This is a genomic window from Streptomyces sp. NBC_01092 (assembly GCF_045039535.1).
Lineage (GTDB): Bacteria > Actinomycetota > Actinomycetes > Streptomycetales > Streptomycetaceae > Streptomyces.
The window spans coordinates 3,813,648-3,836,931 of sequence record NZ_CP108659.1; the positions used below are offsets into that span (position 1 = coordinate 3,813,648).

A 23,284-nucleotide genomic window follows, 5' to 3' on the forward strand; every position below is an offset into this window, starting at 1 on the left:
AGCTCCTACTGCTCTTGCTCGTACTGGTTCTGTGCGTCGCCCGGAGGCTGATACTGGCCGTCGAACCGGGGCTCGTACTGACCGTCGGCCAGCGGCTGGTCCTGCCCGTCCGCCTGCGGCTGCTCCTGCCCGTCCTCCGGCACCTCGGCGCCCGGTGTGACGGTGACCGTCACGGTCGGCCTGGGGGTCGGCCGAGGCTTGGCGGGGAGCACCGTGTCGCGCGGGTCCTTGGCGGGGGCCTGGACGACGACGCCGACGACGTCGAGCTTGGAGAAGCCGACGTACGGCGTGACGTAGAGGGTGCGGGTCAGGTCGCCGCCGGAGGGGTCGACGCGGGAGACGACGCCGACGGGGACGCCGGGCACGAAGGGCTTGTCGGCCTGCGAGCCGAAGGTGACGAGCCGGTCGCCCTTCTTCACCTCGGCCTTGCCGTTGAGGAGTTCGACGCGCAGCGGGCGGTCGCCCTGGCCGGAGGCGAAGCCGAGCTCGTCGGTGGACTCCATGCGCGTGCCGACGGTGAAGTCGGGGTCGTTGGCGAGGAGCACGGTCGCGGTGTTCGGGCCGACGGTGGTGACGCGTCCGACCAGCCCGTCGCCGTTCAGGACGGTCATGTCGCGCTGGATGCCGTCGTTCGCGCCGACGTCGATGGTGATGGTCCAGGAGAACCCCTGGGCCGCTCCTATCGCGATGACCTCGGCGCCCTTGATGCCGTACTGGCCCTTGCCCGCGATCTTCAGCATCTTGTCCAGCTGGTTCAGCCGGCTGCGGTCCCGGTCGTCGCTGCCGAGTTTCGCCTTGAGGGCGGCGTTCTCCTGCTCCAGCTGGGCGAGCCGGTCGTGGCGCTCGCCGGAGTCACGGATCGCGGCGACCGCGTTGCCGACCGGGTTCACCGCGGCCGACACGCCGTTCTCGATCGGGCCGAAGACCGTGGCAGCGGCCTGGCGGGCACCGTCGACCGGCGAATCCTCACCGCCGCGGATGTCCACCGTGATCAACGCGAACGCGATGGCGATCAGCAGCACCAGGAGCAGCCGGCTCTCTCGTGTGTCCCTCACGTGCGGCGGCCGTGCCCTTCCTCATAGGAATTCGGGAAACCCCCGGTCAACCCGATGGGTTCTGTATACGGAGTTGGTACGCGGAGTTGTATGAGAAGTTTCGAGGCTCTTCGGGGATCTTATGCCTCTATATCAACGATCCGCCGTACGAGAGGAGATCATCCCGTACGGCGGAACCGAAGAGTTACGTCATCTGCGCGGCTGGGCGTCCAGCACCTGCTGCAACGCCTCGAACTCCTCGACGCACTTGCCGGAACCGAGCGCCACGCTGTCCAGCGGGTCCTCGGCGATGTGGATCGGCATACCGGTCTCGCGGCGCAGGCGCTCGTCGAGGCCGCGCAGCAGGGCGCCACCGCCGGTCAGAACGATTCCTCGGTCCATGATGTCGCCGGACAGCTCCGGCGGACACTTGTCGAGGGTCGTCTTCACCGCGTCCACGATGGCGTTGACCGGCTCCTCGATGGCCTTGCGCACCTCGGCGGCGGAGATGACGACGGTCTTCGGCAGGCCGGAGACGAGATCCCGGCCGCGGATTTCGGTGTGTTCGTCAGCATCGAGGTCGTACGCCGAACCGATCGTGATCTTGATCTGCTCGGCCGTCCGCTCACCCAGCAGGAGCGAGTACTCCTTCTTGATGTGCTGGATGATCGCGTTGTCCAGCTCGTCGCCCGCGACGCGGATGGACTGGGCGGTGACGATGCCGCCGAGGGAGATGACCGCGACCTCCGTGGTGCCGCCGCCGATGTCGACCACCATGTTGCCCGTGGCCTCGTGGACCGGCAGGCCGGAGCCGATGGCCGCGGCCATGGGCTCCTCGATGATGTGCACCTGGCGGGCGCCGGCCTGGGACGACGCCTCGATGACGGCGCGGCGCTCGACGCCGGTGATGCCGGAGGGCACACAGACGACGACCCGCGGACGAGCCAGATACCGGCGCTTGTGGATCTTCAGAATGAAGTAGCGGAGCATCCGCTCGGTGATCTCGAAGTCGGCGATCACGCCGTCCTTCAGCGGACGTACGGCAACGATGTTGCCGGGCGTGCGCCCGATCATCTTCTTCGCCTCGGCGCCGACCGCGAGGATGCCACCGGTGTTGGTGTTGATCGCGACCACGGACGGCTCGTTGAGTACGATCCCGCGACCCCTGACGTACACCAGCGTGTTGGCGGTCCCGAGGTCGACAGCCATGTCACGGCCGATGAACGACATTGAGTTCCCCATCAGGATTCGTCTGGCCTTCCTGGGAGCATTTGACGGCTTTTCAGGACGGCGAAGTTGGTGCTGTGATGTGAAGGCTTCCATCGTAGACGCGCCTGCACGAACACTGCGGGAGGGTCTTCGCCATTGTCAGCAGATGGCGAGTCGCCTCGCTTGTGGAGACGGGCCATCGGGGGCACTCGTTCCCTCGATCGCCGCGCATATGCATTTGGTATGCACTCAGGTGCCGAGATTCAATCTCCGCACCCTCTCCGTTCAACTACGAAGGGGTTACGCACGCCCCGGAAAGAAGATCTTCACCTCGCGCTCGGCGGACTCCTCGGAGTCGGAGGCGTGGATGAGGTTCTCGCGGACGATCACACCGAAGTCGCCGCGAATGGAGCCCGGCGCGGCGGCGATCGGGTCGGTCGGACCGGCGAGGGCACGCAGCCCCTCGATGACCCGCTCGCCCTCGACGATCAGGGCGACGACCGGGCCGGAGGCCATGAACTCCACCAGCGGCTCGTAGAAGGGCTTGCCCTTGTGCTCGCCGTAGTGCTGCTCCAGGGTCTCCTGGTCCAGCGTGCGCAGCTCCAGCGCGGTGATCTGCCAGCCGGCCTTGCGCTCGATACGGCTGATGATCTCGCCGGTCAGGCCGCGGCGGACTGCGTCGGGCTTGAGCAGGACGAGGGTGCGCTGAGTCACGGGAGGGCTCCTTCTTACTGCTGGTGTGCGGTGGGATGAGGCTACAGGGCGTGTCTGGGCACCCGTTACGCAGCGTCAGGTGTGGAGGAGTCGGCCTGCGCGGCGAATCTCGCCTTCGCCTCGTCGACCTTCTTGCCGTAGTGCACCGAAGCCCACCAAAGTGCCGCGAAGATCGCGCCCAGGAAGAACATCGTGGGAACAATGAAGCCGGACGCGATGAGGGCGATCTGCAGGGCCCAGCCGAGGGCGACGCCGCCGGGGCGGGTCACCAGGCCGCACAGCAGCAGGCACAGGAACATCGCGATCCCGCTGACCGTCCACACCGTCGACATGGCCAGGTCGGGATCCTTCATCGCGACCAGACCGGCGAAGCCGATGACGAAGAACTCGCCGATCAGGGTCGAGGAACAGAGCGTACGCATCTTTCGGACTCAGCCCTTCCCCAGCAGCAGCCGGGCTTCGCCGACCGTGATGACGGACCCGGTGACCAGCACACCGCCGCCCGCGAACTCGCCCTCTTCCTCGGCCAGCGTGATCGCGGCCTCCAGGGCGTCCGGCAGCCGCGGCTCGACCTGGACGCGCTCGTCGCCGAACACCTCGACGGCGATGGCGGCCAGTTCGTCGGCGTCCATGGCGCGGTGGGAGGAGTTCTGCGTGACGACGACCTCGGCGAAGATCGGCTCGAAGGCCTCCAGCAGCTCGCGCACGTTCTTGTCGCCGCTCGCGCCCACGACCCCGATCAGGCGGCTGAAGTCGAAGGCCTCCTGAATCGCCTCGGCGGTCGCCCGCGCGCCCGCCGGGTTGTGGGCGGCATCCAGCACGACGGTCGGAGAACGCCGTACGACCTCCATACGGCCCGGCGAGGCGACGGCCGCGAACGCCTTGCGGACCGTGTCGATCTCCAGCGACTCTGGGCGCGCGGCGCCGACGCCGAAGAACGCCTCCACGGCGGCGAGGGCGACGGCGGCGTTGTGCGCCTGGTGCGCGCCGTGCAGCGGCAGGTACACCTCGGGGTACTCACCGCCCAGTCCGCGCAGGGTGGCGAGCTGCCCGCCGACCGCGACCTGGCGCGAGACGACCCCGAACTCCAGGCCCTCGCGGGCGACGGTGGCGTCGACCTCCACGGCCTTCTTCAGCAGCACCTGCGCGGCGTCCACCGGCTGCTGGGCCATGATCACGGTGGCGTCCTGCTTGATGATGCCGGCCTTCTCGACGGCGATCTCACCCGGAGTGGACCCCAGCCGGTCGGTGTGGTCGAGGTCTATGGGCGTCACGACGGCGACATCACCGTCGATGACGTTGGTGGCGTCCCAGGAGCCGCCCATGCCCACTTCCACGACGGCGACATCGACGGGCGCGTCCGCGAAAGCGGCGTACGCCATGCCCGTGAGCACCTCGAAGAAGGACAGGCGGTACTCCTGCGAGGAGTCGACCATCTCGATGTACGGCTTGATGTCGTTGTACGTCTCGATGAAGCGCTCGGCGGAGATCGATGCGCCGTCGAGGCTGATCCGCTCGGTGATCGACTGGACGTGCGGCGAGGTGTAGCGGCCGGTGCGCAGCTCGAAGGCGCCGAGGAGGGCCTCGATCATGCGGGCCGTCGACGTCTTGCCGTTGGTGCCGGTGATGTGGATCGAGGGGTACGACCGCTGCGGCTCACCGAGCACGTCCATGAGCGCGGCGATGCGGGTGACCGAGGGCTCCAGCTTGGTCTCGCCCCAGCGGGTCGCCAGGTCTGCCTCGACCTCGCGCAGGGCCTTGTCGACCTCGGGGTCCTCGGGGCGCGCGGGCACGTCTGCCTCCGGCCCGCCGCCCTGGGTGCGCAGGGTTCGGCTGCCGGCCTCGATGACGGCGAGGTCCGGGTCCCGGTCGGTCTCGGCCGCGATGATCTCTTCGAAGGGGTCGAGGGGGTCGGGCTCGTTCTGGTCGCTCACGGGGTCAGTCTACGGAGGGCTACTGACAGTGCGCCCATGGAGTGGGGTGTCCTGGGTTGTCGGGCGGCTGCTGGTCCGTTGTCGCTGGTCGCGCCCACGCGGCGGAGCCGCATATCGATCGGGCCCCGCGCCCCTGACGTACGCGCAGGCCCCCGGCGCCTGACAGCACCGGGGGCCTCATGGCCGTAGAACCACCTACGCCTGCGGCAGGCGCTCCAGCTGTGTCGCAATCCGCGCGATGTCCTCGTCCGCCTTCGCGAGGCGGCCGCGGATCTTCTCCACGACGTTGTCCGGGGCCTTCGCCAGGAAGGCCTCGTTGCCGAGCTTGGCGTTGGCCTGGGCCTTCTCCTTCTCGGCAGCCGCCAGGTCCTTCGCGAGGCGCTTGCGCTCCGCCGCCACGTCGATCGTGCCGGACAGGTCCAGCGCGACCGTGGCGCCCGCGACCGGGAGGGTCGCCGTCGCCGAGAAGCCCTCGCCCTCCGGCTGGAGGCGGAGCAGCTGGCGGATGGCGGCCTCGTGGGGCGCCAGCGCCGTGCCGTCCAGGGTCAGCCGGGCCGGGACACGCTGACCCGGCTGCAGGCCCTGGTCGGCGCGGAAGCGGCGGACCTCGGTGATGACCGACTGGAGCGACTCGATCTCCCGCTCGGCGCCCTGGTCACGGAAGCCGCTGTCGCTCGGCCACTGGGCGATCACGATCGACTCGCCGCCGGTGAGGGTGGTCCACAGGGTCTCCGTGACGAACGGGACCACCGGGTGCAGCAGCTTCAGGGTGACGTCGAGGACCTCGCCGAGGACGCGCTTGGAGACCTCGGCCGGCTCGCCGCCCGCCTGGAACGTCGTCTTGGACAGCTCGACGTACCAGTCGAAGACCTCGTCCCAGGCGAAGTGGAAGAGGGCGTCGGACAGCTTGGCGAACTGGAAGTCCTCGTAGAACGCGTCGACTTCGGCGACGACCGAGTTCAGGCGGGACAGGATCCAGCGGTCGGTCGAGGACATCGCCGACGGGTCGGGCAGCGGACCGTCCACCGTCGCGCCGTTCATCAGCGCGAAGCGGGTCGCGTTCCAGATCTTGTTGGCGAAGTTGCGGGAGCCCTGGACCCAGTCCTCGCCGATCGGGACGTCGACGCCGGGGTTGGCGCCGCGCGCGAGGGTGAACCGGAGCGCGTCGGAACCGTACTTGTCCATCCAGTCCAGCGGGTTGACCGCGTTGCCGAAGGACTTCGACATCTTCTTGCCGAACTGGTCGCGGACCATGCCGTGCAGGGCGATGGTGTGGAACGGCGGGGTGCCGTCCATCGCGTACAGGCCGAACATCATCATCCGGGCGACCCAGAAGAAGAGGATGTCGTAGCCGGTGACCAGGACGGAGTTCGGGTAGAACTTCGCGAGCGACTCGGTCTGTTCGGGCCAGCCGAGGGTCGAGAAGGGCCACAGACCGGAGGAGAACCAGGTGTCGAGGACGTCGGTGTCCTGGTGCCAGCCTTCGCCGGTGGGCGGCTCCTCGTCCGGTCCCACGCAGACGACTTCGCCGTTCGGGCCGTACCAGACCGGGATCCGGTGACCCCACCACAACTGCCGCGAGATGCACCAGTCGTGGAGGTTGTCGACCCAGTCGAAGTACCGCTTCTCCATCTCCTGCGGGTGGATCTTGACGCGGCCGTCGCGGACCGCGTCACCGGCGGCCTTGGCGAGCGGGCCGACCTTGACCCACCACTGCATGGACAGGCGCGGCTCGATGGTGGTCTTGCAGCGCGAGCAGTGGCCGACGGAGTGGACGTACGGCCGCTTCTCGGCGACGATCCGGCCCTCGGCGCGCAGCGCGGCGACGATGGCGGAGCGGGCCTCCAGGCGGTCCAGGCCCTGGAAGGGGCCGTGGGCGGTGATGCCCGCATGCTCGTCCATGATCGTGATGGCCGGCAGGTTGTGCCGCTGGCCGATCTCGAAGTCGTTCGGGTCGTGGGCCGGGGTGACCTTGACGGCGCCGGTGCCGAACTCGGGGTCGACGTGGGTGTCGGCGACGACCGGGATCGAGCGCTCGGTCAGCGGCAGCTTGATGAGCTTGCCGACCAGGTGCTTGTAGCGCTCGTCGTCCGGGTGGACGGCGACGGCGGTGTCACCGAGCATCGTCTCGGCACGGGTGGTGGCGACGACGATGGTCTCGTCCCCGTCGCCGTACTTCATGGAGACGAGCTCGCCGTCGTCGTCCTGGTACTCGACCTCGATGTCCGAAATGGCGGTCAGACAGCGGGGGCACCAGTTGATGATGCGCTCGGCGCGGTAGATGAGCTCGTCGTCGTAGAGCCGCTTGAAGATGGTCTGGACGGCCTGGGACAGGCCCTCGTCCATGGTGAAGCGCTCACGGGACCAGGCGACAGCGTCACCGAGGCGGCGCATCTGCCCGGAGATCTGCCCGCCGGACTCGCCCTTCCACTGCCAGACGCGCTCGACGAACGCCTCACGCCCGAGGTCGTGCCGGGACTTGCCTTCCTTCCCCAGCTCACGCTCGACGACGTTCTGCGTGGCGATGCCGGCGTGGTCCATGCCGGGCTGCCACAGCGTCTCGAACCCCTGCATGCGCTTACGACGCGTCAGCGCGTCGATGAGGGTGTGCTCGAAGGCGTGCCCGAGGTGCAGGCTGCCCGTGACGTTCGGCGGCGGGATGACGACGGTGTACGGCGGCTTGTCGCTCTTCGCGTCCGCCTCGAAGTACCCACGCTCTACCCAGCGCTCATACAGCGGCCCCTCTACATCGGCCGGCGCGTACTGGGTCGGCAGTTCGGTGTCGGGCGCTGGTGGCTGCTGCTGAGCGTTCTCGGTCACGCGCCCAGTTTAGAGGTGTCGCGGGCGTGTCCCGAAACGCGTTTGTTCTGTAACGGTGGGCACCCCGATGCCATGCGTTGCCTGTGTCTGCGCCAGGATGTCAGGAACACATAAGCATCTGGAGGGGAACCCAGAAATGAGCTACAACCAGCCGGGCCCGTACGGCGGGCAGCCCCAGCAGCCCGGTCCGTACGGCGGGCAGCCTCAGCAGCCCGGTCCCTACGGCCAGCAGCCGCAGGCGCCCCAGCCCGGCTACGGCTACCCCCAGCAGGCTCCCCCGGCCCAGCCCGGGTACGGCTACCCGCAGCAGCCCCCGCAGGGCGCCCCGCCCCAGCAGCCGTACGGCCAGCAGCAGCCCGGCTACCCCCAGCAGCAGCCGTACGGCCAGGCACCGTACGGGATGCCGCAGCCGCCGGCGCCGAGTGGCGGCGGCAAGAAGACCGGCCTGATCATCGGCGCGGTGGCGGTCGTGGTCGCGATCGGCGTCGGCGCGTACTTCGTGCTCGGCGGCAGCCGCGGCGGCGGCGCGGGCAACCTCGAGGACGACGGGGCGCACAAGCTGGCCACGCCGGAGAAGCTGCTCAGCGAGTACACGCGCGCCAGCAAGGTCGGCGAGTCCATCGGCGGTTCCAACGACACCGCCAAGGACCTGGAGAAGAGCGGCGTCAAGAACGGCGAGAGCGTCGTCGGCGTCTACTCGACGGCGGACCTGAGCGGTTACGACCCCAGCGACCCGAGCACCACGCCGGATCTCTCCGAGCTCGCGACGGCCAAGGGCATCACGTACTTCGGCGCCTACGGCGAGGTCGCCGACCCCGAGGCGGCGCTGGACAAGTTCTTCACCGACTTCAAGAAGTCCTCCTCCAGCAGCTCCTCCGGGGCGGGCAAGACCGAGCTGGTCGGCGAGGCCGAGTCCGTCGACCTCGACGGCGCGGTCATGAAGTGCCAGGCCGCCAAGGGCACCGACCCGGCCACCAAGAAGGAGAAGACGGACTGGTTCTGCGCGTGGGCGGACTACAGCACCATCGCGATGGTGTCGCCGGGTGACACCACCAAGGGCATCGCCAAGGATGTCGCCGTGGACATCACCACGAAGGTCCGGGCGGAGATCCGCGTCAAGGCCTGACGCCCGAAGCGTCAACTGCGAAGGGGCCCCGGTCGGTTGACCGGGGCCCCTTCGCGTGTTCGTGGTCGCGGCTACGCCGACTTCTGCTCCCCCGGACCGCGGCGTGCGTCGCGCGGGATCAGCGTCGGGTTCACGTTCGAGTGGACGACGTCCGCCGTGATGACGACGCGGGCCACGTCCTTGCGGGACGGGATCTCGTACATCACGCCCTGGAGGACTTCCTCCATGATGGCGCGCAGGCCGCGGGCGCCGGTCTGGCGAAGGATGGCCTGGTCGGCGATGGCCTCCAGGGCCTCGCGCTCGAAGTCCAGCTCCACGCCGTCGAGTTCGAAGAGGCGCTGGTACTGCTTCACCAGCGCGTTGCGCGGCTCCACCAGGATCTGGAGCAGGGCCTCGCGGTCCAGGTTGTGGACCGAGGTGATGACGGGGAGGCGGCCGATGAACTCGGGGATCATGCCGAACTTGACCAGGTCCTCGGGCATGACGTCCTCGAACTGGTCCTTGGCCTCCAGCTCGCGCTTGGAGCGGATCGTCGCGCCGAAGCCGATGCCCTTGGCGCCGGCCCGGGACTCGATGAGCTTCTCCAGGCCCGCGAACGCGCCGCCCACGATGAACAGGACGTTCGTCGTGTCGATCTGGATGAACTCCTGGTGCGGGTGCTTGCGGCCGCCCTGCGGAGGGACCGAGGCCGTCGTGCCTTCCAGGATCTTCAGCAGGGCCTGCTGGACGCCCTCGCCGCTGACGTCTCGCGTGATCGACGGATTTTCACTCTTCCGCGCGACCTTGTCGATCTCGTCGATGTAGATGATCCCGGTCTCGGCCTTCTTGACGTCGTAGTCGGCCGCCTGGATCAGCTTCAGCAGGATGTTCTCGACGTCCTCGCCGACGTACCCGGCTTCCGTCAGCGCGGTCGCGTCGGCGATGGCGAACGGGACGTTCAGCATGCGCGCCAGCGTCTGCGCGAGCAGCGTCTTGCCGGAGCCCGTGGGGCCCAGCAGGAGGATGTTGGACTTCGCCAACTCGATCGCGTCGTCGCGGCCTTGGGCGCCGCCGTTCTCGCCGGCCTGGACGCGCTTGTAGTGGTTGTAGACGGCGACGGAGAGCGCCTTCTTGGCCGCTTCCTGGCCGACCACATAGCCCTCGAGGAACTCGTAGATCTCGCGGGGCTTGGGGAGTTCCTCCCAGCGCACCTCGCTGGTCTCAGCGAGCTCTTCCTCGATGATCTCGTTGCAGAGATCGATGCACTCGTCGCAGATGTACACACCAGGGCCTGCGATGAGCTTCTTGACCTGCTTCTGGCTCTTGCCGCAGAACGAGCACTTGAGCAGATCGCCGCCGTCACCGATGCGTGCCACGGTGTGCTTCCCCTTCGCCTGGGAGACGCCTGGACGTTTTCGAATCCAGCGGCTCCTGGTGCTGCCTTATGTCGACGGTACCTTGCCTGGCCCCCCGTTCGGGCCCCCCTTGGCGCGGTTCACTTTGACGTGCACCGTCCCAAACCGTGCCAAGGGGCAGCAGACAATACCGGTCCGCGTCAGCGAACGTCGGCGTTGTTCATCTTCCGGGTGGAGATGATCTGGTCGATCAGCCCGTACGCCAGCGCGTCCTCGGCCGTCAGGATCTTGTCGCGCTCGATGTCCTCGCGGATCTTCTCGATCGGCGTGGTGGAGTGCTTGGCCAGCATCTCCTCCAGCTGCGCACGCATCCGGAGGATCTCGTTGGCGGCGATCTCCAGGTCGGAGACCTGGCCGCGGCCGGTCTCGCTGTACGGCTGGTGGATCAGCACGCGCGCGTTCGGCAGCGCCATGCGCTTGCCCGGCGTGCCGGCGGCCAGCAGGATCGCGGCGGCGGAGGCCGCCTGGCCCATGCAGACCGTCTGGATGTCCGGCTTCACGAACTGCATCGTGTCGTAGATGGCCGTGAGCGCCGTGAAGGAGCCGCCGGGGCTGTTGATGTAGACCGAGATGTCCCGGTCGGGGTCCATCGACTCCAGGCACAGCAGCTGCGCCATGACGTCGTTGGCGGAAGCGTCGTCGATCTGCACGCCGAGGAAGATCACGCGCTCCTCGAAGAGCTTCGCGTACGGGTCGTACTCGCGGATGCCCTGCGAGGTGCGCTCGACGAAGCGGGGGATGACGTACCGGGACTCGGCCACGGGGCCCGCGTACTCGGCGCGCGCGCCGTCGTACAAGCCGCTGCCGGGGAAGTCGTTCACTGTTCTGTCTCCTAGGGGCTCAGGCGGTCGGCGGGGGGCTGTGCGGGGGCCTTCTCGGCCCCCTGTGGGGCTCAGGCCCCGGTGCCGCCGCCGCCCGGGATACCGGCAGCCGTGGTGATGACGTCGTCGATGAGGCCGTACGCCTTGGCCTCCTCGGGGTCGAACCAGCGGTCGCGGTCCGAGTCACGGGTGACCTGCTCGACGGTCTGGCCGGTGTGCTGGGCCGTGAGCTCGGCCATCCGCTTCTTGGTGTGCAGCAGTCGCTCGGCGTGGATCTTGATGTCCGAGGCGGAACCTGCCAGGCCGGCGGAAGGCTGGTGGATCAGGATCTCGGCGTTCGGCAGCGCGAAGCGCTTGCCGGGGGTGCCCGCGCTGAGCAGGAACTGACCCATCGAGGCCGCGAGGCCCATGGCGATCGTCATCACGTCGTTCTTGATGAACTGCATGGTGTCGTAGATCGCCATGCCGGCCGTGATCGATCCGCCCGGGCTGTTGATGTAGAGGTTGATGTCCTTGTCGGGGTCGGCCGCGGCAAGGAGCAGCAGCTGCGCGGTGATCTTGTTCGCGATGTCGTCGTCGACCGGCTGGCCGAGGAAGATGATCCGCTCGTTGAGCAGCCGGTTGTAGACCTGGTCGCCGAGGCCACCGCCGATGGAGGGCTCGCCGGCGGCGGAGGGCATCAGATTCGTCACGTATCCACCTGCTCGTCTTACGACGGCGCCGGGCCGTCTGCACGTTTCCCTGCGGGGGCCTGCGGCGGTGTCGCCGGGTTCACTGGCCCCGTATTCATGGACCCTAACGCGCGGGTCCGTTCGGGGAATCCCGCGAAGGCTGGTGTTCGCCGGGGGCGTAGCGCCTTGGTGACTTTTGGTACGTGGGCGGCTGCGGGTTGTCCGTGGCCGGTCGCGCGGTTCCCCGGGCCCCTGTGAGGGGCGCCGCCGGCCATACGACAAAGAGGGGCCCCGGGGGCGACAAACGTCCCCAGGGCCCCTCCTACGACCTTCTCAGCGCCGTGGGCGTCAGCCCTCGGTCTTCTCCTCGGCCTCGGCCTCGGCCTCGGCGTCGGCGGTGCCCTCGGCGGCCTCGACCGTCTCGGTGGCCTGCTCGACCTCGTCCTCGTCGTCCAGGTCGATGACCTCGCCGTTGGTGTCCTTGACCACGGCCTTCTCGACCACGACGGCCAGGGCCTTGCCGCGGGCGACCTCGCCGACCAGGAGCGGAACCTGACCGCCCTCGACGACCGCCTGGGCGAACTGGTCGGGGGACATGCCGGAGGAGGCCGCGCGACGCATGAGGTGCTCGGTGAGCTCCTCCTGGTTGACGTTCAGCTTCTCCTGCTTGACGAGCTCGTCGAGGACGAACTGCGTCTTGATGCCCTTGACCGCGGCTTCCTTGGTCTCGGTGTCGAACTCCTCGACCGTCTTGCCCTGGATCTCGAGGTACTTCTCGATGTCGAGGCCCATCTGGCCGAGCTGGTGGTGCTCGAGGTTGTGCTTACGGGTGTTGACCTCGTCCTCGAGCAGCTTCTCGGGGACGGGCACCTCGACGAGCTCCAGCAGCTTCTCCAGGACGCGCTCCTGGGCCTGCGTGGCCTGGTCGTACTGCTTCATGTTCTCGAGGCGCTTGCGGCTGTCGGCCTTCAGCTCGTCGAGGGTGTCGAACTCGGAGGCGAGCTGCGCGAACTCGTCGTCCAGCTCGGGCAGTTCGCGCGCGGCCACCTGGGTGACCTTGACGGTGACCTCGGCCTCCTGGCCGGCCGCGGAGCCGCCCTTGAGCTCGGAGGTGAAGGTGGCCTCGCCACCGGCCTCCAGGCCCTTCACGGCGTCGTCGATGCCTTCCAGCAGCTCGCCGGAGCCGATGGTGTAGGAGACGCCGCTCGCGACGCCGTCCTCGAGGACCTCGCCGCCGACCTTGGCCTCCAGGTCGATGGTGACGACGTCGCCGTCCTCGGCGGCGCGCTCGACCGGGGAGGTCGACGCGAAGCGCTCACGCAGGTCGGAGACGGCCTTGTCGACGTCCTCCTCGCTGACCTCGACGGCGTCGACCTCGACCTCGATGCCGGAGTAGTCCGGGATCTCGATCGTGGGACGGATGTCGACCTCGGCGGTGAAGTTCAGCGTCTCGCCGTCCTTCAGCTCGGTGATGTCGACCTCGGGCTGGCCCAGGACGTTGAGCTCGGCCTCGTTGACCGCCTCGGTGTAGAACTTCGGAAGCGCGTCGTTGACCGCCTCCTCCAGGACCGCACCGCGGCCGAACCGCTGGTCGATGACGCGCGCCGGGATCTTGCCCTTCCGGAAGCCCTTCACCGTGACCTGCTGGTTGATCTTCTTGTACGCCGCGTCGAGGCTGTCCTTGAGCTCCTCGAAGGGCACCTCGACAGTGAGCCGAACCCGGGTCGGGTTCAGGGTCTCCACGGCGCTCTTCACGGTTCGGTCTCCTTGTGGCTGACTTCTTGGGTTCTGCCGGAGCCAGACTGGTCCGGCGGATTCGCCGCCCGGAGGACCTCGTGACTTCGTACGGAGAGACACACGGGCGTGCAGCTTGCATAGTAACGGCAGCGGCGACACGCCCCCAAAGGCGATCAAGGACGCGATCACACGAGGTCGTCGCGCAAATGGCCGGTCTTCACCGGTCGTGGTCGGGGTGGCGGGATTTGAACCCACGGCCTTCCGCTCCCAAAGCGGACGCGCTACCAAGCTGCGCCACACCCCGTGCTGGTGCGACACGTAGGCTACATGCCCGCAGGCAGTCGGGCCGCCGCATTAACGGGGTGTGCGGTGAGGGGGGCCGACCCGCTACGATGCATCCTGTGCCGCGGTCATCTGACCTGCGGCGCGTCCTGTGCGGGCGTAGCTCAATGGTAGAGCCCTAGTCTTCCAAACTAGCTACGCGGGTTCGATTCCCGTCGCCCGCTCTGTAGGCCGAAGGCCCAGGTGAGAGATTGTTTCCGCTCCCTGGGCCTTTCGCGTTCCCCGGGCCGGTTCCTCGCGCCGGCGCTCACACGAGGCAGTGGCCGAGCAGCCATCGCGCCTTGTGCGCGGACAGGGTGAGTTCGTCCTCGTCCCCGGCGTCGATCACCAGCACCACCTCGTGGGCCGGCCAGTGCGAGGCCAGGTCCCGCAGGGTGACGGGCCGGTAGCAGGGCACCTGGGGGAAGGCCCGGAACAGCCGCTCCTGCGAGGTGAAGACCATGACCGCGGGGGCGTCGTCGACGCTTTCGATCACCGGCAGCACAAGCCGCACGAGTTCACTGTGGTGGGACGTGTAACGGATCCCGCCGATCGCCGGAATCAGCACGTCACAGCCGGCCAGCGCCTCCAGCGCCCGTAGGTCCGGCGCGGTGGACAGGTCTTCCAGAGCCTTCCGCGCCACCGATTCGAAGACCTCTGCCGGGATCTCAGTCATAGCGCACCTTCGTTGCACAAAGCCGCCCCCGAGACGATGGCTCGTCTACCCGCGATCGGCCCAGCCATGCGCGCCCCCACGCGTGTGGGGAACGTGGGTGTCACAGGTCGCGTACGTCCACGGTGTAGACGGAGCGGATGCCGTACGGGACGTAGAGGGCGTTGCCGACGAGGGTCAGCGGGGCGCCCAGGCCGGTGGAGTCGGCCGTGCCGCCGTCGTCGCGGCCCTGGAGGGTGGCCTCGACCTTGCCGGTACGCAGGTTCAGGGCGGCCAGGCGGCCGCTGGGGGACGCCAGGTAGAGGTGGGTCGTGGAGGCGGTCGGCGGGCCTGACGACTCGACGGTGGAGTTGCTCTCCCACAGCCGGCGTCCGCTGTCCGGGGCGAACGCGCGGACGCTGCCGCTGGGGAAGGTGAAGTAGAGCCTGCCGTTCAGGAGGGCGGGGGCCGCGTTCTCGGGCTGGGTCTGGGACAGCCGTACGGTCGTCACGATGTGCGTGGCGGCGTTGATCAGGGTCAGCGTGCGGTGGGAGCCGGTCGTGTTCAGCACCACCAGCCGTCCGTCGGCCTGGCCGACGATGTCCTGGCCCCCCTCGACCGACACGGTCCACCGGGGACGTCCGGTGGCCGGGTCCAGCTGCGCGAGGCTCGTGCCGGTGACCTCGTCGCCGGTCCACTTCTGGCACACCAGGTACGCGTTGCGGGCGGCACCGCGCAGCAGGCACGACTGTGTGTCCGAGTCGGGCAGCGGGCGCTTCCAGCGCACCTTGCCGTCGTCGGCGTCGAGCAGGGCGTACTGCCTGGCCCTGTCGCCGTAGACGGCCACGATGCCCTCGGGCACGGAGATCGAGAACCCCTGGTCCCTGTTCGGCTCGGTGGCCTCCTCCCCGTCACCGGTGACCGTCTTCCAGATCACCTTCCCGGTCTCGGCGTCCAGCGCCTGGACCGTGAAGCGGGTGGGGAAGGTGTCGTCGTCGCTCGCCCGGTCGTCGGCGCCGTAGACGTACACACGGCCGCTACGGGCGGCGAGGATCGTGCCCCGGTCGGCGCCCCCGATCTCGTCGGGGGTCTCGTCGATCGGCCGGGCCCAGGTGTTGCTTCCGTCGGCGAGGGCGAAGCGGGTCGCCATGACGTCGTCGCCCGCGCACACCAGGGATCTGCCGGTGGCCCCGCAGCGCCTGAACGGACCGTCGGCCTCCACCGGGTCCTCGTCGGCGGTCGGGGCCTTCGACTTGTTGTGCCAGGCCTGCCAACCGAGCGGCACATTCCCCACGGGATTCCCGGGGCGGGAGTCGTCGCCGTTGAGGGCGACCGTCGTGGTGGCTACGGCGGCGAGGGCGACGGCGCCCGCCGCCGAGGCCAGCCAGAGGCGTCCGCGGCGTCGGCGGGGGCGGGCGATATCCACGACCGTCGGGGTCTCGTCCGCCGGGCGCGGGCCGGGCAGCTCGCCGTCGCGCAGGAGGCGGAGCAATTCGTCCGGCGACGGACGGGACTTGGGGTGCTTTTCCAGGCAGAGATGGACGAACGGGAGCAACTCGGACGGGACGCTGTCGAGTTCCGCGTCGCCGTCGACGACGCGCAGGGCCGTCTCGTAGGGGCTCTGGCTGTCGAACGGGCCATGGCCGGTGGCGGCGTACGCGACGACCGAGCCGAGGGAGAAGACATCGGCGGCGGGGCCCACGTCCTGTGGGGACGAGAACTGCTCGGGGGACATGAAGGGCGGTGTGCCCATCACGCGACCGGTCTGGGTGAGGACGTCGGACGCGGCGAACTCGGTGGCGCGGGAGATGCCGAAGTCGATGACGCGGGGGCCGTCCTCGGCGAGCATCACGTTGGCCGGTTTCAGGTCGCGGTGGACCATTCCGGCGCGATGGATGTCACGGATGGCCTCGGCGAGGCCGGCGGCCAGTTCACGCAGTCGCGGCAGCGGCAGCGGGCCGTGGCGGCGGACGTGGGTGCCGAGGTCCTCGCCGGGGATGTAGAGCGTGGCCATCCAGGGGCGCGACGCGTCGGCGTCCGCGTCCACGACGGGCGCGGTGAAGGCGCCGCTGACCTGGCGGGCGGCGGCCACTTCGCGGCGGAAGCGGAGACGGAACTCGTCGTCGTCGGCGTATTGCGCGTGCACGACCTTGAGGGCGAGGCGACGACCGGAGGCGGAGCGGGCGAGGTACACCACGCCCATGCCACCGGAGCCGAGGCGGTCCTCGATCCGGTAGCCGCCGACCTCCGCCGGGTCCGTTTCGCGCAGCGCCATCCCGTACGTCCCCCCTTTCGCGCCGTCGTTCCCTACGTTCGACGATCACGAAGGAGGGTATCCGTACCCCTCCGGGAAGCCCCGCGGACCCTAGAACTGGATCGAGTTGATGGTCTCGGCTATCGAGTTGAGGAACCGCTGGATGTCGTCGGCCATGCCGGTCGAGGCGAGGAAGAAGCCGAACAGCACGGCGACGACGGCGGGGCCGGCCTTCAGTGATCCACCACGGATCAGCACCACCAAGACGATCGCCAACAGCAGCACCACTGACAGCGAAATGGCCACAACAGATCACACCCTCGGTCGGTCCGCTCTCCCGGCCCGGGGACGCGACCCAGCGCACCCCCGCCAGAACCATCGTGCCACCAACCGGGCCCCGCTATGCGGCACGTGACGTTTCGTTCGCCACACCTGTGCCGGAACTGTGCGGGTCCCCGGCACGCACCGACCTCTCACATCGCGCACGTACGGCAATTCGCGAAGACGCTTCCGCGGAGAATTCGACGGGATCGTTTCCATCGCCACACAACGTGTTCGCCGGTATTTCGAATTCGCGGCACGGTGATCATTTCAACGGCGTCACCTCCTCGCCATATGCACTACTTAGTCCGGATGAATCCGGACAAGACGGGTGACCAACGGGTGTCTGCCAGGTGCATGTTCGCTGTACACGCGAAGTCGCACGCAATAACCGCTAATGACCTCGGGGGTTTTACGAAATCCCACAGGCAACGCTAGGGTGCCTCAGATGTTCCACGCTGCCTCGTCCCCCGCATGCGCAGCGAGGTCCTGGATCCACTACCCGGGCTTCCGACGGGAGGGTCTGTGACGGACTCGCTTCGACCGCACGGCCACATCAGAGCGCCACTCCCCCCGACACAGCAGTCGGCGGACGGAGTGCCGAGTCCGCGCTCACCGCAGAGCAAGAAGGCTCAAGGCGACGCCAGAGCCGCGTCCAGCGGTGCCAAGCAGCGCGACGCGTTCTTCGACAACGCCAAGTACCTGGCGATCGTGCTCGTCGCCATAGGCCACGCCTGGGAGCCGATCAAGGGCGACAGCCGGATCCTGGAAGCCGTGTACACCGTCGTGTACTCCTTCCACATGCCGGCGTTCATCATCATCTCCGGCTTCTTCTCGCGCAGTTTCGACGCGAGCCCCAATCGGCTGAAGCGGCTGATCACCGGCGTCGCCGTGCCGTACATCGTCTTCGAGACGGCCTATCCGCTCTTCAAGCGCTGGATCGACGACGACCCCGGCCAGGACATCAGTCTCCTGGACCCGTGGTACCTGACGTGGTTCCTGTGCGCGCTGTTCATCTGGCGGATGACGACCCCCATCTGGAAGATGGTGCGCTGGCCGCTGCCGATCGCGCTCGGCCTCGCCATGGCGGGGACCGTCACGCCGGAGATCGGTGACGACCTGGACCTTCAGCGGGTTCTGCAGTTCCTGCCGTACTTCGTGCTGGGTCTGATCATGAAGCCCGAGCACTTCCACATGGTGCGCACGCGCACGGTGCGGATCGTGTCCGTGCCGGTGTTCGCGGTCGCGCTGGCCTTCGGCTGGTGGGCGGTGCCGCGGATGAACACCGCGTGGTTCTACCACCGTGACGCCGCGCAGGAGCTGGCCGCGCCGTGGTGGAGCGGGCCGGTGATGGTGCTGGCGATGTTCGGCTGCTCGCTGGTGCTGACGGCCTGCTTCTTCGCCTGGGTGCCGCGTCGGCACATGTGGTTCACGGCGCTCGGCGCGGGCACGCTGTACGGCTATCTGCTGCACGGCTTCGTCGTGAAGGCGGGTGACTATCAGGGCTGGTTCGAGGCGGCCTGGCTGCACCGGCCGCTCGGCGAGATCTTCGTCACCGTCGTCGCGGCTGCCGGGGTCACGGTGCTGTGCACCGCGCCGGTGCAGCGGGTGTTCCGGTTCGCGATGGAGCCCAGGATGGAGTGGGCGTTCAAGCGGGACGCCGCTCAGTTGGCCCGGGAGCGGGAGAAGCGGGAAGGGGCGGCGGCGCGCGAGAAGGTCAACGCCTGATCCTGCGCCCTTCCTTCACATCGGGGAGGGTCATCCTTCCGACAGGCCGAGAAGTGCGTGCATGCGTGCGTACTTCTCGGTCAGTCTTTTTCTTGTCGTCTCGTCCAGGGCGGCCAGGCGGTCGGGGTTCGCGTTGTGTGCCAGGTCCGCCTGCTTCACCAGTAGGGCGCCCGGGGTGGCGAGGATGCGTGCCGCGTATGCCTCCGGCGGTTCGCCGGGGTGCTTGGTGAGTGCGCGTACCACGTCCTTGGTACGACGGGTCAGCGCGGCCTCCTCCAGCCACTGGTCGGACAGGGCGTCGTCCTCGACTGCGTCGTGCAGCCAGGCTGCTGCGATCTGGTCGTTGTCGCCGCCGCGGGTGCGTACGCCTTCGGCTACGGCGCTCAGGTGCTCGGTGTAGGGGCGTCCGGCCTTGTCGGTCTGGTTCGCGTGGGCTGCGCGGGCTATGGCCTCTACGTCGGCCAGGGACAGGTTCTGCTGCGGTGTCTCTGTCACGGGTCCAGTGTCTCGCCCCCGCCGCCCCTACTCGTCCCATCCCCAGGGGCTTCGCCCCCTCACCCCCACCAAGGGGCTCCGCCCCCTGGACCCCCGTCGGCCCTGAAGGGGCCTTGTCCTCAAACTCCCCCAAGCTCTTCGAGCAGGGGGGACCCCCAGACGGGCTGAAAGCTGCGGGCCGGCGCTGGGAGGTGACGCCCCTGCCGGGTGGGTGGGGGTTGGGGATGGCAAGGTCTTGTCCCTGAACGCCGGACGGGCTGAGGGACTCTGTCAGCGGGGTGTCGTTGTTGTTGGGCCCTCTCGGGAGATCAGTAGGAGGGCTCGGTCGTCGTTGACGTCCTTTGCTACTGCCTCGATCAGGTGCCAGGCCGCGCCGTGGAAGCCGCCGGCCACGTAGCGGTCGGCCTCGCCGGTCAGGCGGTCTATGCCTTCGACAATGTCGCGGTCCGAGGTTTCGACCAGGCCGTCCGTGAACAGCATCAGTACGTCGCCGGGGCGCAGGGAGCCCTTGACGGGGTCGAACTGGGCGCCGTCGTACACGCCGAGGAGGGGGCCCTCGGCCGCCTTCTCCTCCCAGCGGCCGCTGCCCGCGCTGAGCTGGAGGCCTGGTGGGTGGCCTGCCGAGTACAGCTCGTAGTCGCCCGAGTCCAGGTCCAGGACCAGGTGGATCGAGGTCGCGAAGCCCTCGTCCCAGTCCTGGCGCAGCAGGTAGCCGTTGGCCGCCGGCAGGAACGCGTGTGGGGGCAGGCTGCCCAGCAGGCCGCCGAAGGCCCCGGAGAGCAGGAGGGCGCGGGAGCCGGCGTCCATGCCCTTGCCCGATACGTCCGTCAGCACGGCTTCCAGGGTGCGGCCGCCGTTCGTGCGGGCCGCCACCACGAAGTCGCCCGAGAAGGACTGGCCGCCCGCCGGGCGCAGGGCCATCTCGCGATGCCAACCGTGCGGAAGCTGGGGCAGCTTGCTCTGTACCCGGATGCGTTCGCGCAGGTCGAAGAGCATCGTGCCGCCGCGCCGCCAGGGCACGCCCACGCGGCTGCGGAACTGTGCGATGAGCAGCCCGAAGAAGCCGCACGCAGCCACCACCAGGACCACGCCCGGGGTGACGCGGGAGGGACCCTCCGTGTACGGCCCGAGCTGCACCGACTCCACGATCAGTGCCGTGGCCGCCGCCGCGTACAGGCCCAGCAGGCTCGCCGGGCGCAGCAGCAGCCCGCCCGCGACGATCGGCAGGACCAGCGCGGCCGGTGAGAACCACACCGGGTTGGCCATCGTCACGGCGCAGATCAGCGGAACCGTCAGGAGCAGGCCGGCCAGTGCGATCCAGTCCGAGCCGTCACCGCGGAAGTAGTCCACGGCGCTTCTGCGCAGGCCGACGCGGACCCGGTGCCAGTGCATCCTCAACCGGGCCGTGAACGTCTCGGCCGCCGTGCGCCGCTCTCGTCCTGCTGCCATTAGTTCGGGACCCTATCCATCGGACCAGCTGCTTGGCACGGGAGGTCCCACTTGTCCCCCGTCCGAGGTTCAACTTCACAGTGAACTTCACGGAAAGGCGTCCCGGCGCCGCCAAGGAGAAATTCCCTCGCTCGTCCTGCAATGCCCTGGTAGGCATGGTTCATGGGGAAAAACAGTGCGAGCGAGACCGGCCGTCCCGAGCTGCGGGTGCTGAAGCAGGGTGAGTGGGACGTCTGGTACGACACGCTCATCCGCGCCTTCGGTGGCGTACCGGAGGCGGCCGAGGAGCGGGAGTTGTGGGACAAGCTCCTCGACCCCGACCGTGCCCTCGGCGCCTGGGACGGGGAGACGTGCGTGGCCACGGCCGGCGCGTTCGCCTTCCGGCTCACCGTGCCCGGCGGAGCCGCCCTGCCGGCCGCCGGCGTCACCATGGTCAGCGTCGCCGCCACGCACCGGCGGCGCGGCCTGCTGACGTCGATGATGCGCAGGCAGCTGGACGACGTGCGCGCGTGGGGCTGGCCGCTGGCGATCCTCACCGCCTCGGAGCCGCAGATCTACGGCCGGTTCGGCTACGGCATCGGCAGCTTCCAGGTGAGCGCCGAGATCGACACGACGCGCGTGGGCCTGTCCGTGCCGCCGGGCACCGATGACGTACATCTGCGTTACGCCGTACCGGCCGACGTCCTCGACGTGTGCGAGGCCGTGTACGCGCGCAGGGTGTCCGGCCGGCCGGGGATGATCGCGCGGATTCCCGGCTGGGAGCGGCTCGGCCTGGTGGACCCGGAGAGCGAGCGGGAGGGGGCGTCGCCGCTGCAGTGCGTGCTGGCGGAGCGAATTGGGGGGAGCGAAGCGACTTCCGTTGAGGGTGGTGGTGGGAGACGGGCGGGCGGTGAGGTCGTCGGGTACGCGCGCTTCCACGTCAAGCCGGACTGGGACGCGAGCGGGGCCAAGGGTGCCGTGCGCCTGCGGGACCTGCACGCTCTCGACCCGGCGGCGCAGGCGGCGCTGTGGCGGTTCCTGTTCGACATCGACCTGACGTCCACGGTGAAGGCGTACGCGCGGCCGGTGGACGAGTCGTGGCAGTACCAGGTGTCCGACATCCGGCGGTGTGCGGTGCGGGTGCGCGACGCGCTGCATGTCCGGCTGGTCGACGTCGGCGCGGCGCTTCAGGAGCGCACGTACCAGGCTCCGGTGGATGTGGTGTTCGAGGTGGAGGACGCCTTCTGTCCCTGGAACGCGGGGCGTTGGCGGCTGAGCGGGGACGCCAAGGGCGCGTCGTGCGAGCGTACGACGGACGCGGCCGATCTCGCCCTGTCCGTACGGGAGTTGGGGGCGGCCTACCTCGGCGGGGTGAGCCTCGCGGCGCTGGGGGCGGCCGGGCGGGTGCGGGAGCTTCGGCAGGGGGCGCTGACGGAGGCGTCGGTGGGGTTCGCGTCCGTCGTGGCGCCGTGGCTGCCGCACGGCTTCTGACGCGCGCCCGACTCCTTTACGGCCGCTGGCAGTTCGGGCACCAGAAGAGGTTGCGGGCGGCGAGGTCGGCGGTGCGGATCTCGCTGTCGCAGATGTGGCAGGGCAGGGTGGCCCGGCGGTAGACGTAGACCTCGCCGCCGTGGTCGTCGACGCGGGGCGGGCGGCCCATCGCCTCCGGGGTGTGCTCGGGGCGGACGGTGTCGATGCGGTTGTTGCGGACGCCCTCGTGCATGAGATCGACGAGGTCCGTCCAGATCGCGTCCCACTGGGCCGGGGTGATGTCCTTGCCGGCGCGGTACGGGTCGATGCGGTGGCGGAAGAGGACCTCGGCGCGGTAGACGTTGCCGACGCCCGCGATGACCTTCTGGTCCATGAGCAGGGCGGCGATGGTCGTACGGCTGGGGGAGATCCGCTTGAACGCCGTGTGCGGGTCGGCGTCGTCGCGCAGGGGGTCGGGGCCCAAGCGGTCGTGTATCGCCTGCTTCTCGGTGTGCGTGATCAGGGCGCAGGTGGTGGGGCCGCGCAGGTCCACGTACGCCGTGGTGTTCGCCAGGCGGAGTCGGACTGTGTCCGTGGGTGGGGGTGCGGGGGTGTCGCCGAAGTTGACCTTGCCGAAGAGGCCGAGGTGGATGTGGATCCAGTCGGCGTCCCGGAAGCCGAGGAAGAGGTGCTTTCCGTGGGCCTCGGTGTGGGTGAGTTCGGCGCCGTCCAGGAGGGCTGCGGCGTCCGAGAACTTGCCCTGGGGGCTGGTGACGCGGGGGGTCGTGCCGAGGAAGGCGGCGGCGTAGTCCTGGGCCAGCCGGTGGATCGTGTGCCCCTCAGGCACGGTGGCTCCTTTTTGGTGTGCGTGGGTGGGCGGCGCGGCTCTGTCTTCGCCCCCGCCGCCCCTACCCGTCCCTCCCCCAAGCTCTGCGAGCAGGGGGGACCCCCACAGGGGCTGCCGCCCCTTCGACCCCGCCCAGGGGGCTCCGCCCCCTGGACCCCCGTCGGCCTGAACGGCCTCGTCCCCAAACGCCGGACGGGCTGAAAGATGCGGGCCGGCGCCTAGAGGTGAAGCCCTTGTCGGGTGGGTGGGGGTTGGGGATGGCGAGACCTGTCCTCGAACGCCGGACGGGCTGACGCAGCCCGGCCGGG

The 23,284-nt window shown here is 69.0% G+C and carries 19 protein-coding genes and 2 tRNA genes; 4 read left to right on the forward strand and 17 right to left on the reverse strand.

The genetic code is table 11. The features are described from left to right. Nucleotides 1-5: 5 nt before the first annotated feature. The 6 genes from mreC to OG254_RS17090 form a co-directional block, all read right to left on the reverse strand. Nucleotides 6-1,055, reverse strand: coding sequence for a rod shape-determining protein MreC (mreC, locus tag OG254_RS17065; protein WP_405582651.1), 1,050 nt, complete (start codon nt 1,053-1,055; stop codon nt 6-8). 189 nt (nt 1,056-1,244) lie between these two features. Further along, nucleotides 1,245-2,264 carry a rod shape-determining protein gene (locus tag OG254_RS17070; RefSeq protein ID WP_004931372.1) on the reverse strand — a complete coding sequence of 340 codons (1,020 nt, stop codon included), beginning with the start codon at nt 2,262-2,264 and terminating at the stop codon, nt 1,245-1,247. 279 nt (nt 2,265-2,543) lie between these two features. Further along, nucleotides 2,544-2,957, reverse strand: a complete 414-nt coding sequence (gene ndk, locus OG254_RS17075; protein ID WP_030052239.1) for a nucleoside-diphosphate kinase — start codon at nt 2,955-2,957, stop codon at nt 2,544-2,546. 65 nt (nt 2,958-3,022) lie between these two features. Continuing rightward, entirely contained in the window at nt 3,023-3,379 is a 357-nt protein-coding gene (locus OG254_RS17080) for a DUF4233 domain-containing protein (RefSeq protein ID WP_147999241.1), read from the reverse strand. Between the two features lie 9 nt (nt 3,380-3,388). Next, nucleotides 3,389-4,891, reverse strand: coding sequence for a bifunctional folylpolyglutamate synthase/dihydrofolate synthase (locus OG254_RS17085; RefSeq protein WP_405582654.1), 1,503 nt, complete (start codon nt 4,889-4,891; stop codon nt 3,389-3,391). A gap of 195 nt (nt 4,892-5,086) precedes the next feature. After that, on the reverse strand, nt 5,087-7,711 hold the full coding sequence (locus OG254_RS17090) for a valine--tRNA ligase (protein WP_405582657.1): 2,625 nt from the start codon (nt 7,709-7,711) through the stop codon (nt 5,087-5,089). Nucleotides 7,712-7,847: 136 nt separating this feature from the next. On the opposite strand from OG254_RS17090, the gene OG254_RS17095 reads away from it, so the two are divergent. Continuing rightward, the gene (locus OG254_RS17095; protein WP_405582660.1) at nt 7,848-8,837 is read left to right on the forward strand and encodes a hypothetical protein; all 990 of its coding nucleotides are present in this window, start codon (nt 7,848-7,850) and stop codon (nt 8,835-8,837) included. A gap of 71 nt (nt 8,838-8,908) precedes the next feature. Here the strand turns inward: OG254_RS17095 and clpX are convergent, their stop codons facing one another. The 5 genes from clpX to OG254_RS17120 all read right to left on the reverse strand — a co-directional run bounded on the left by clpX (nt 8,909) and on the right by OG254_RS17120 (nt 13,764). Further along, nucleotides 8,909-10,192 carry an ATP-dependent Clp protease ATP-binding subunit ClpX gene (gene clpX, locus OG254_RS17100; RefSeq protein WP_147999245.1) on the reverse strand — a complete coding sequence of 428 codons (1,284 nt, stop codon included), beginning with the start codon at nt 10,190-10,192 and terminating at the stop codon, nt 8,909-8,911. A gap of 179 nt (nt 10,193-10,371) precedes the next feature. Further along, complete coding sequence (locus tag OG254_RS17105) at nt 10,372-11,052, reverse strand: ATP-dependent Clp protease proteolytic subunit (protein ID WP_351191566.1); 681 nt, start codon at nt 11,050-11,052, stop codon at nt 10,372-10,374. Between the two features lie 71 nt (nt 11,053-11,123). Further along, nucleotides 11,124-11,732 (reverse strand): ATP-dependent Clp protease proteolytic subunit, encoded by a 609-nt coding sequence (locus OG254_RS17110; RefSeq protein WP_187284805.1) that lies wholly within the window; start codon nt 11,730-11,732, stop codon nt 11,124-11,126. 339 nt (nt 11,733-12,071) lie between these two features. Then, nucleotides 12,072-13,478 carry a trigger factor gene (tig, locus tag OG254_RS17115; protein ID WP_405582664.1) on the reverse strand — a complete coding sequence of 469 codons (1,407 nt, stop codon included), beginning with the start codon at nt 13,476-13,478 and terminating at the stop codon, nt 12,072-12,074. A 209-nt stretch (nt 13,479-13,687) separates the two neighbouring features. Further along, nucleotides 13,688-13,764: transfer RNA gene (locus OG254_RS17120), tRNA-Pro, on the reverse strand. A gap of 131 nt (nt 13,765-13,895) precedes the next feature. Here OG254_RS17120 and OG254_RS17125 point away from each other — a divergent pair. Then, a tRNA-Gly gene (locus OG254_RS17125) sits at nt 13,896-13,966 on the forward strand. A gap of 83 nt (nt 13,967-14,049) precedes the next feature. On the opposite strand, the gene OG254_RS17130 is transcribed toward OG254_RS17125, so the two are convergent. From OG254_RS17130 to OG254_RS17140, 3 genes are all read right to left on the reverse strand, one after another. Further along, nucleotides 14,050-14,457, reverse strand: coding sequence for an SseB family protein (locus OG254_RS17130; protein ID WP_405582667.1), 408 nt, complete (start codon nt 14,455-14,457; stop codon nt 14,050-14,052). Nucleotides 14,458-14,557: 100 nt separating this feature from the next. Next, nucleotides 14,558-16,708, reverse strand: coding sequence for a serine/threonine-protein kinase (locus tag OG254_RS17135; RefSeq protein WP_405582670.1), 2,151 nt, complete (start codon nt 16,706-16,708; stop codon nt 14,558-14,560). 90 nt (nt 16,709-16,798) lie between these two features. After that, the gene (locus OG254_RS17140; RefSeq protein WP_004001285.1) at nt 16,799-16,993 is read right to left on the reverse strand and encodes a hypothetical protein; all 195 of its coding nucleotides are present in this window, start codon (nt 16,991-16,993) and stop codon (nt 16,799-16,801) included. Nucleotides 16,994-17,533: 540 nt separating this feature from the next. Here OG254_RS17140 and OG254_RS17145 point away from each other — a divergent pair. Beyond that, a complete protein-coding gene (locus tag OG254_RS17145; RefSeq protein WP_405582674.1) occupies nt 17,534-18,736 on the forward strand; it encodes an acyltransferase family protein in 1,203 nt (400 codons plus the stop codon). Between the two features lie 30 nt (nt 18,737-18,766). On the opposite strand, the gene OG254_RS17150 is transcribed toward OG254_RS17145, so the two are convergent. Both OG254_RS17150 and OG254_RS17155 read right to left on the reverse strand, forming a co-directional pair. Further along, nucleotides 18,767-19,231, reverse strand: a complete 465-nt coding sequence (locus OG254_RS17150; protein WP_405582677.1) for an HD domain-containing protein — start codon at nt 19,229-19,231, stop codon at nt 18,767-18,769. Between the two features lie 270 nt (nt 19,232-19,501). Beyond that, nucleotides 19,502-20,680, reverse strand: a complete 1,179-nt coding sequence (locus OG254_RS17155; protein WP_147999252.1) for a PP2C family protein-serine/threonine phosphatase — start codon at nt 20,678-20,680, stop codon at nt 19,502-19,504. A gap of 162 nt (nt 20,681-20,842) precedes the next feature. On the opposite strand from OG254_RS17155, the gene OG254_RS17160 reads away from it, so the two are divergent. Further along, nucleotides 20,843-22,150 carry a GNAT family N-acetyltransferase gene (locus tag OG254_RS17160; RefSeq protein WP_405582680.1) on the forward strand — a complete coding sequence of 436 codons (1,308 nt, stop codon included), beginning with the start codon at nt 20,843-20,845 and terminating at the stop codon, nt 22,148-22,150. A gap of 16 nt (nt 22,151-22,166) precedes the next feature. Here the strand turns inward: OG254_RS17160 and OG254_RS17165 are convergent, their stop codons facing one another. After that, entirely contained in the window at nt 22,167-22,976 is an 810-nt protein-coding gene (locus OG254_RS17165; protein WP_405582683.1) for an Fpg/Nei family DNA glycosylase, read from the reverse strand. Nucleotides 22,977-23,284: the final 308 nt, after the last annotated feature.

Bases quoted from the DNA above. Each gene is read 5' to 3' on its own strand.
- OG254_RS17070 (WP_004931372.1), bottom strand. From the start codon at position 2,264: ATGTCGTTCATCGGCCGTGACATGGCTGTCGACCTCGGGACCGCCAAC.
- OG254_RS17080 (WP_147999241.1), bottom strand. From the start codon at position 3,379: ATGCGTACGCTCTGTTCCTCGACCCTGATCGGCGAGTTCTTCGTCATC.
- OG254_RS17095 (WP_405582660.1), top strand. From the start codon at position 7,848: ATGAGCTACAACCAGCCGGGCCCGTACGGCGGGCAGCCCCAGCAGCCC.
- OG254_RS17110 (WP_187284805.1), bottom strand. From the start codon at position 11,732: ATGCCCTCCGCCGCCGGCGAGCCCTCCATCGGCGGTGGCCTCGGCGAC.
- OG254_RS17130 (WP_405582667.1), bottom strand. From the start codon at position 14,457: ATGACTGAGATCCCGGCAGAGGTCTTCGAATCGGTGGCGCGGAAGGCT.
- OG254_RS17135 (WP_405582670.1), bottom strand. From the start codon at position 16,708: ATGGCGCTGCGCGAAACGGACCCGGCGGAGGTCGGCGGCTACCGGATC.
- OG254_RS17155 (WP_147999252.1), bottom strand. From the start codon at position 20,680: ATGGCAGCAGGACGAGAGCGGCGCACGGCGGCCGAGACGTTCACGGCC.
- OG254_RS17160 (WP_405582680.1), top strand. From the start codon at position 20,843: ATGGGGAAAAACAGTGCGAGCGAGACCGGCCGTCCCGAGCTGCGGGTG.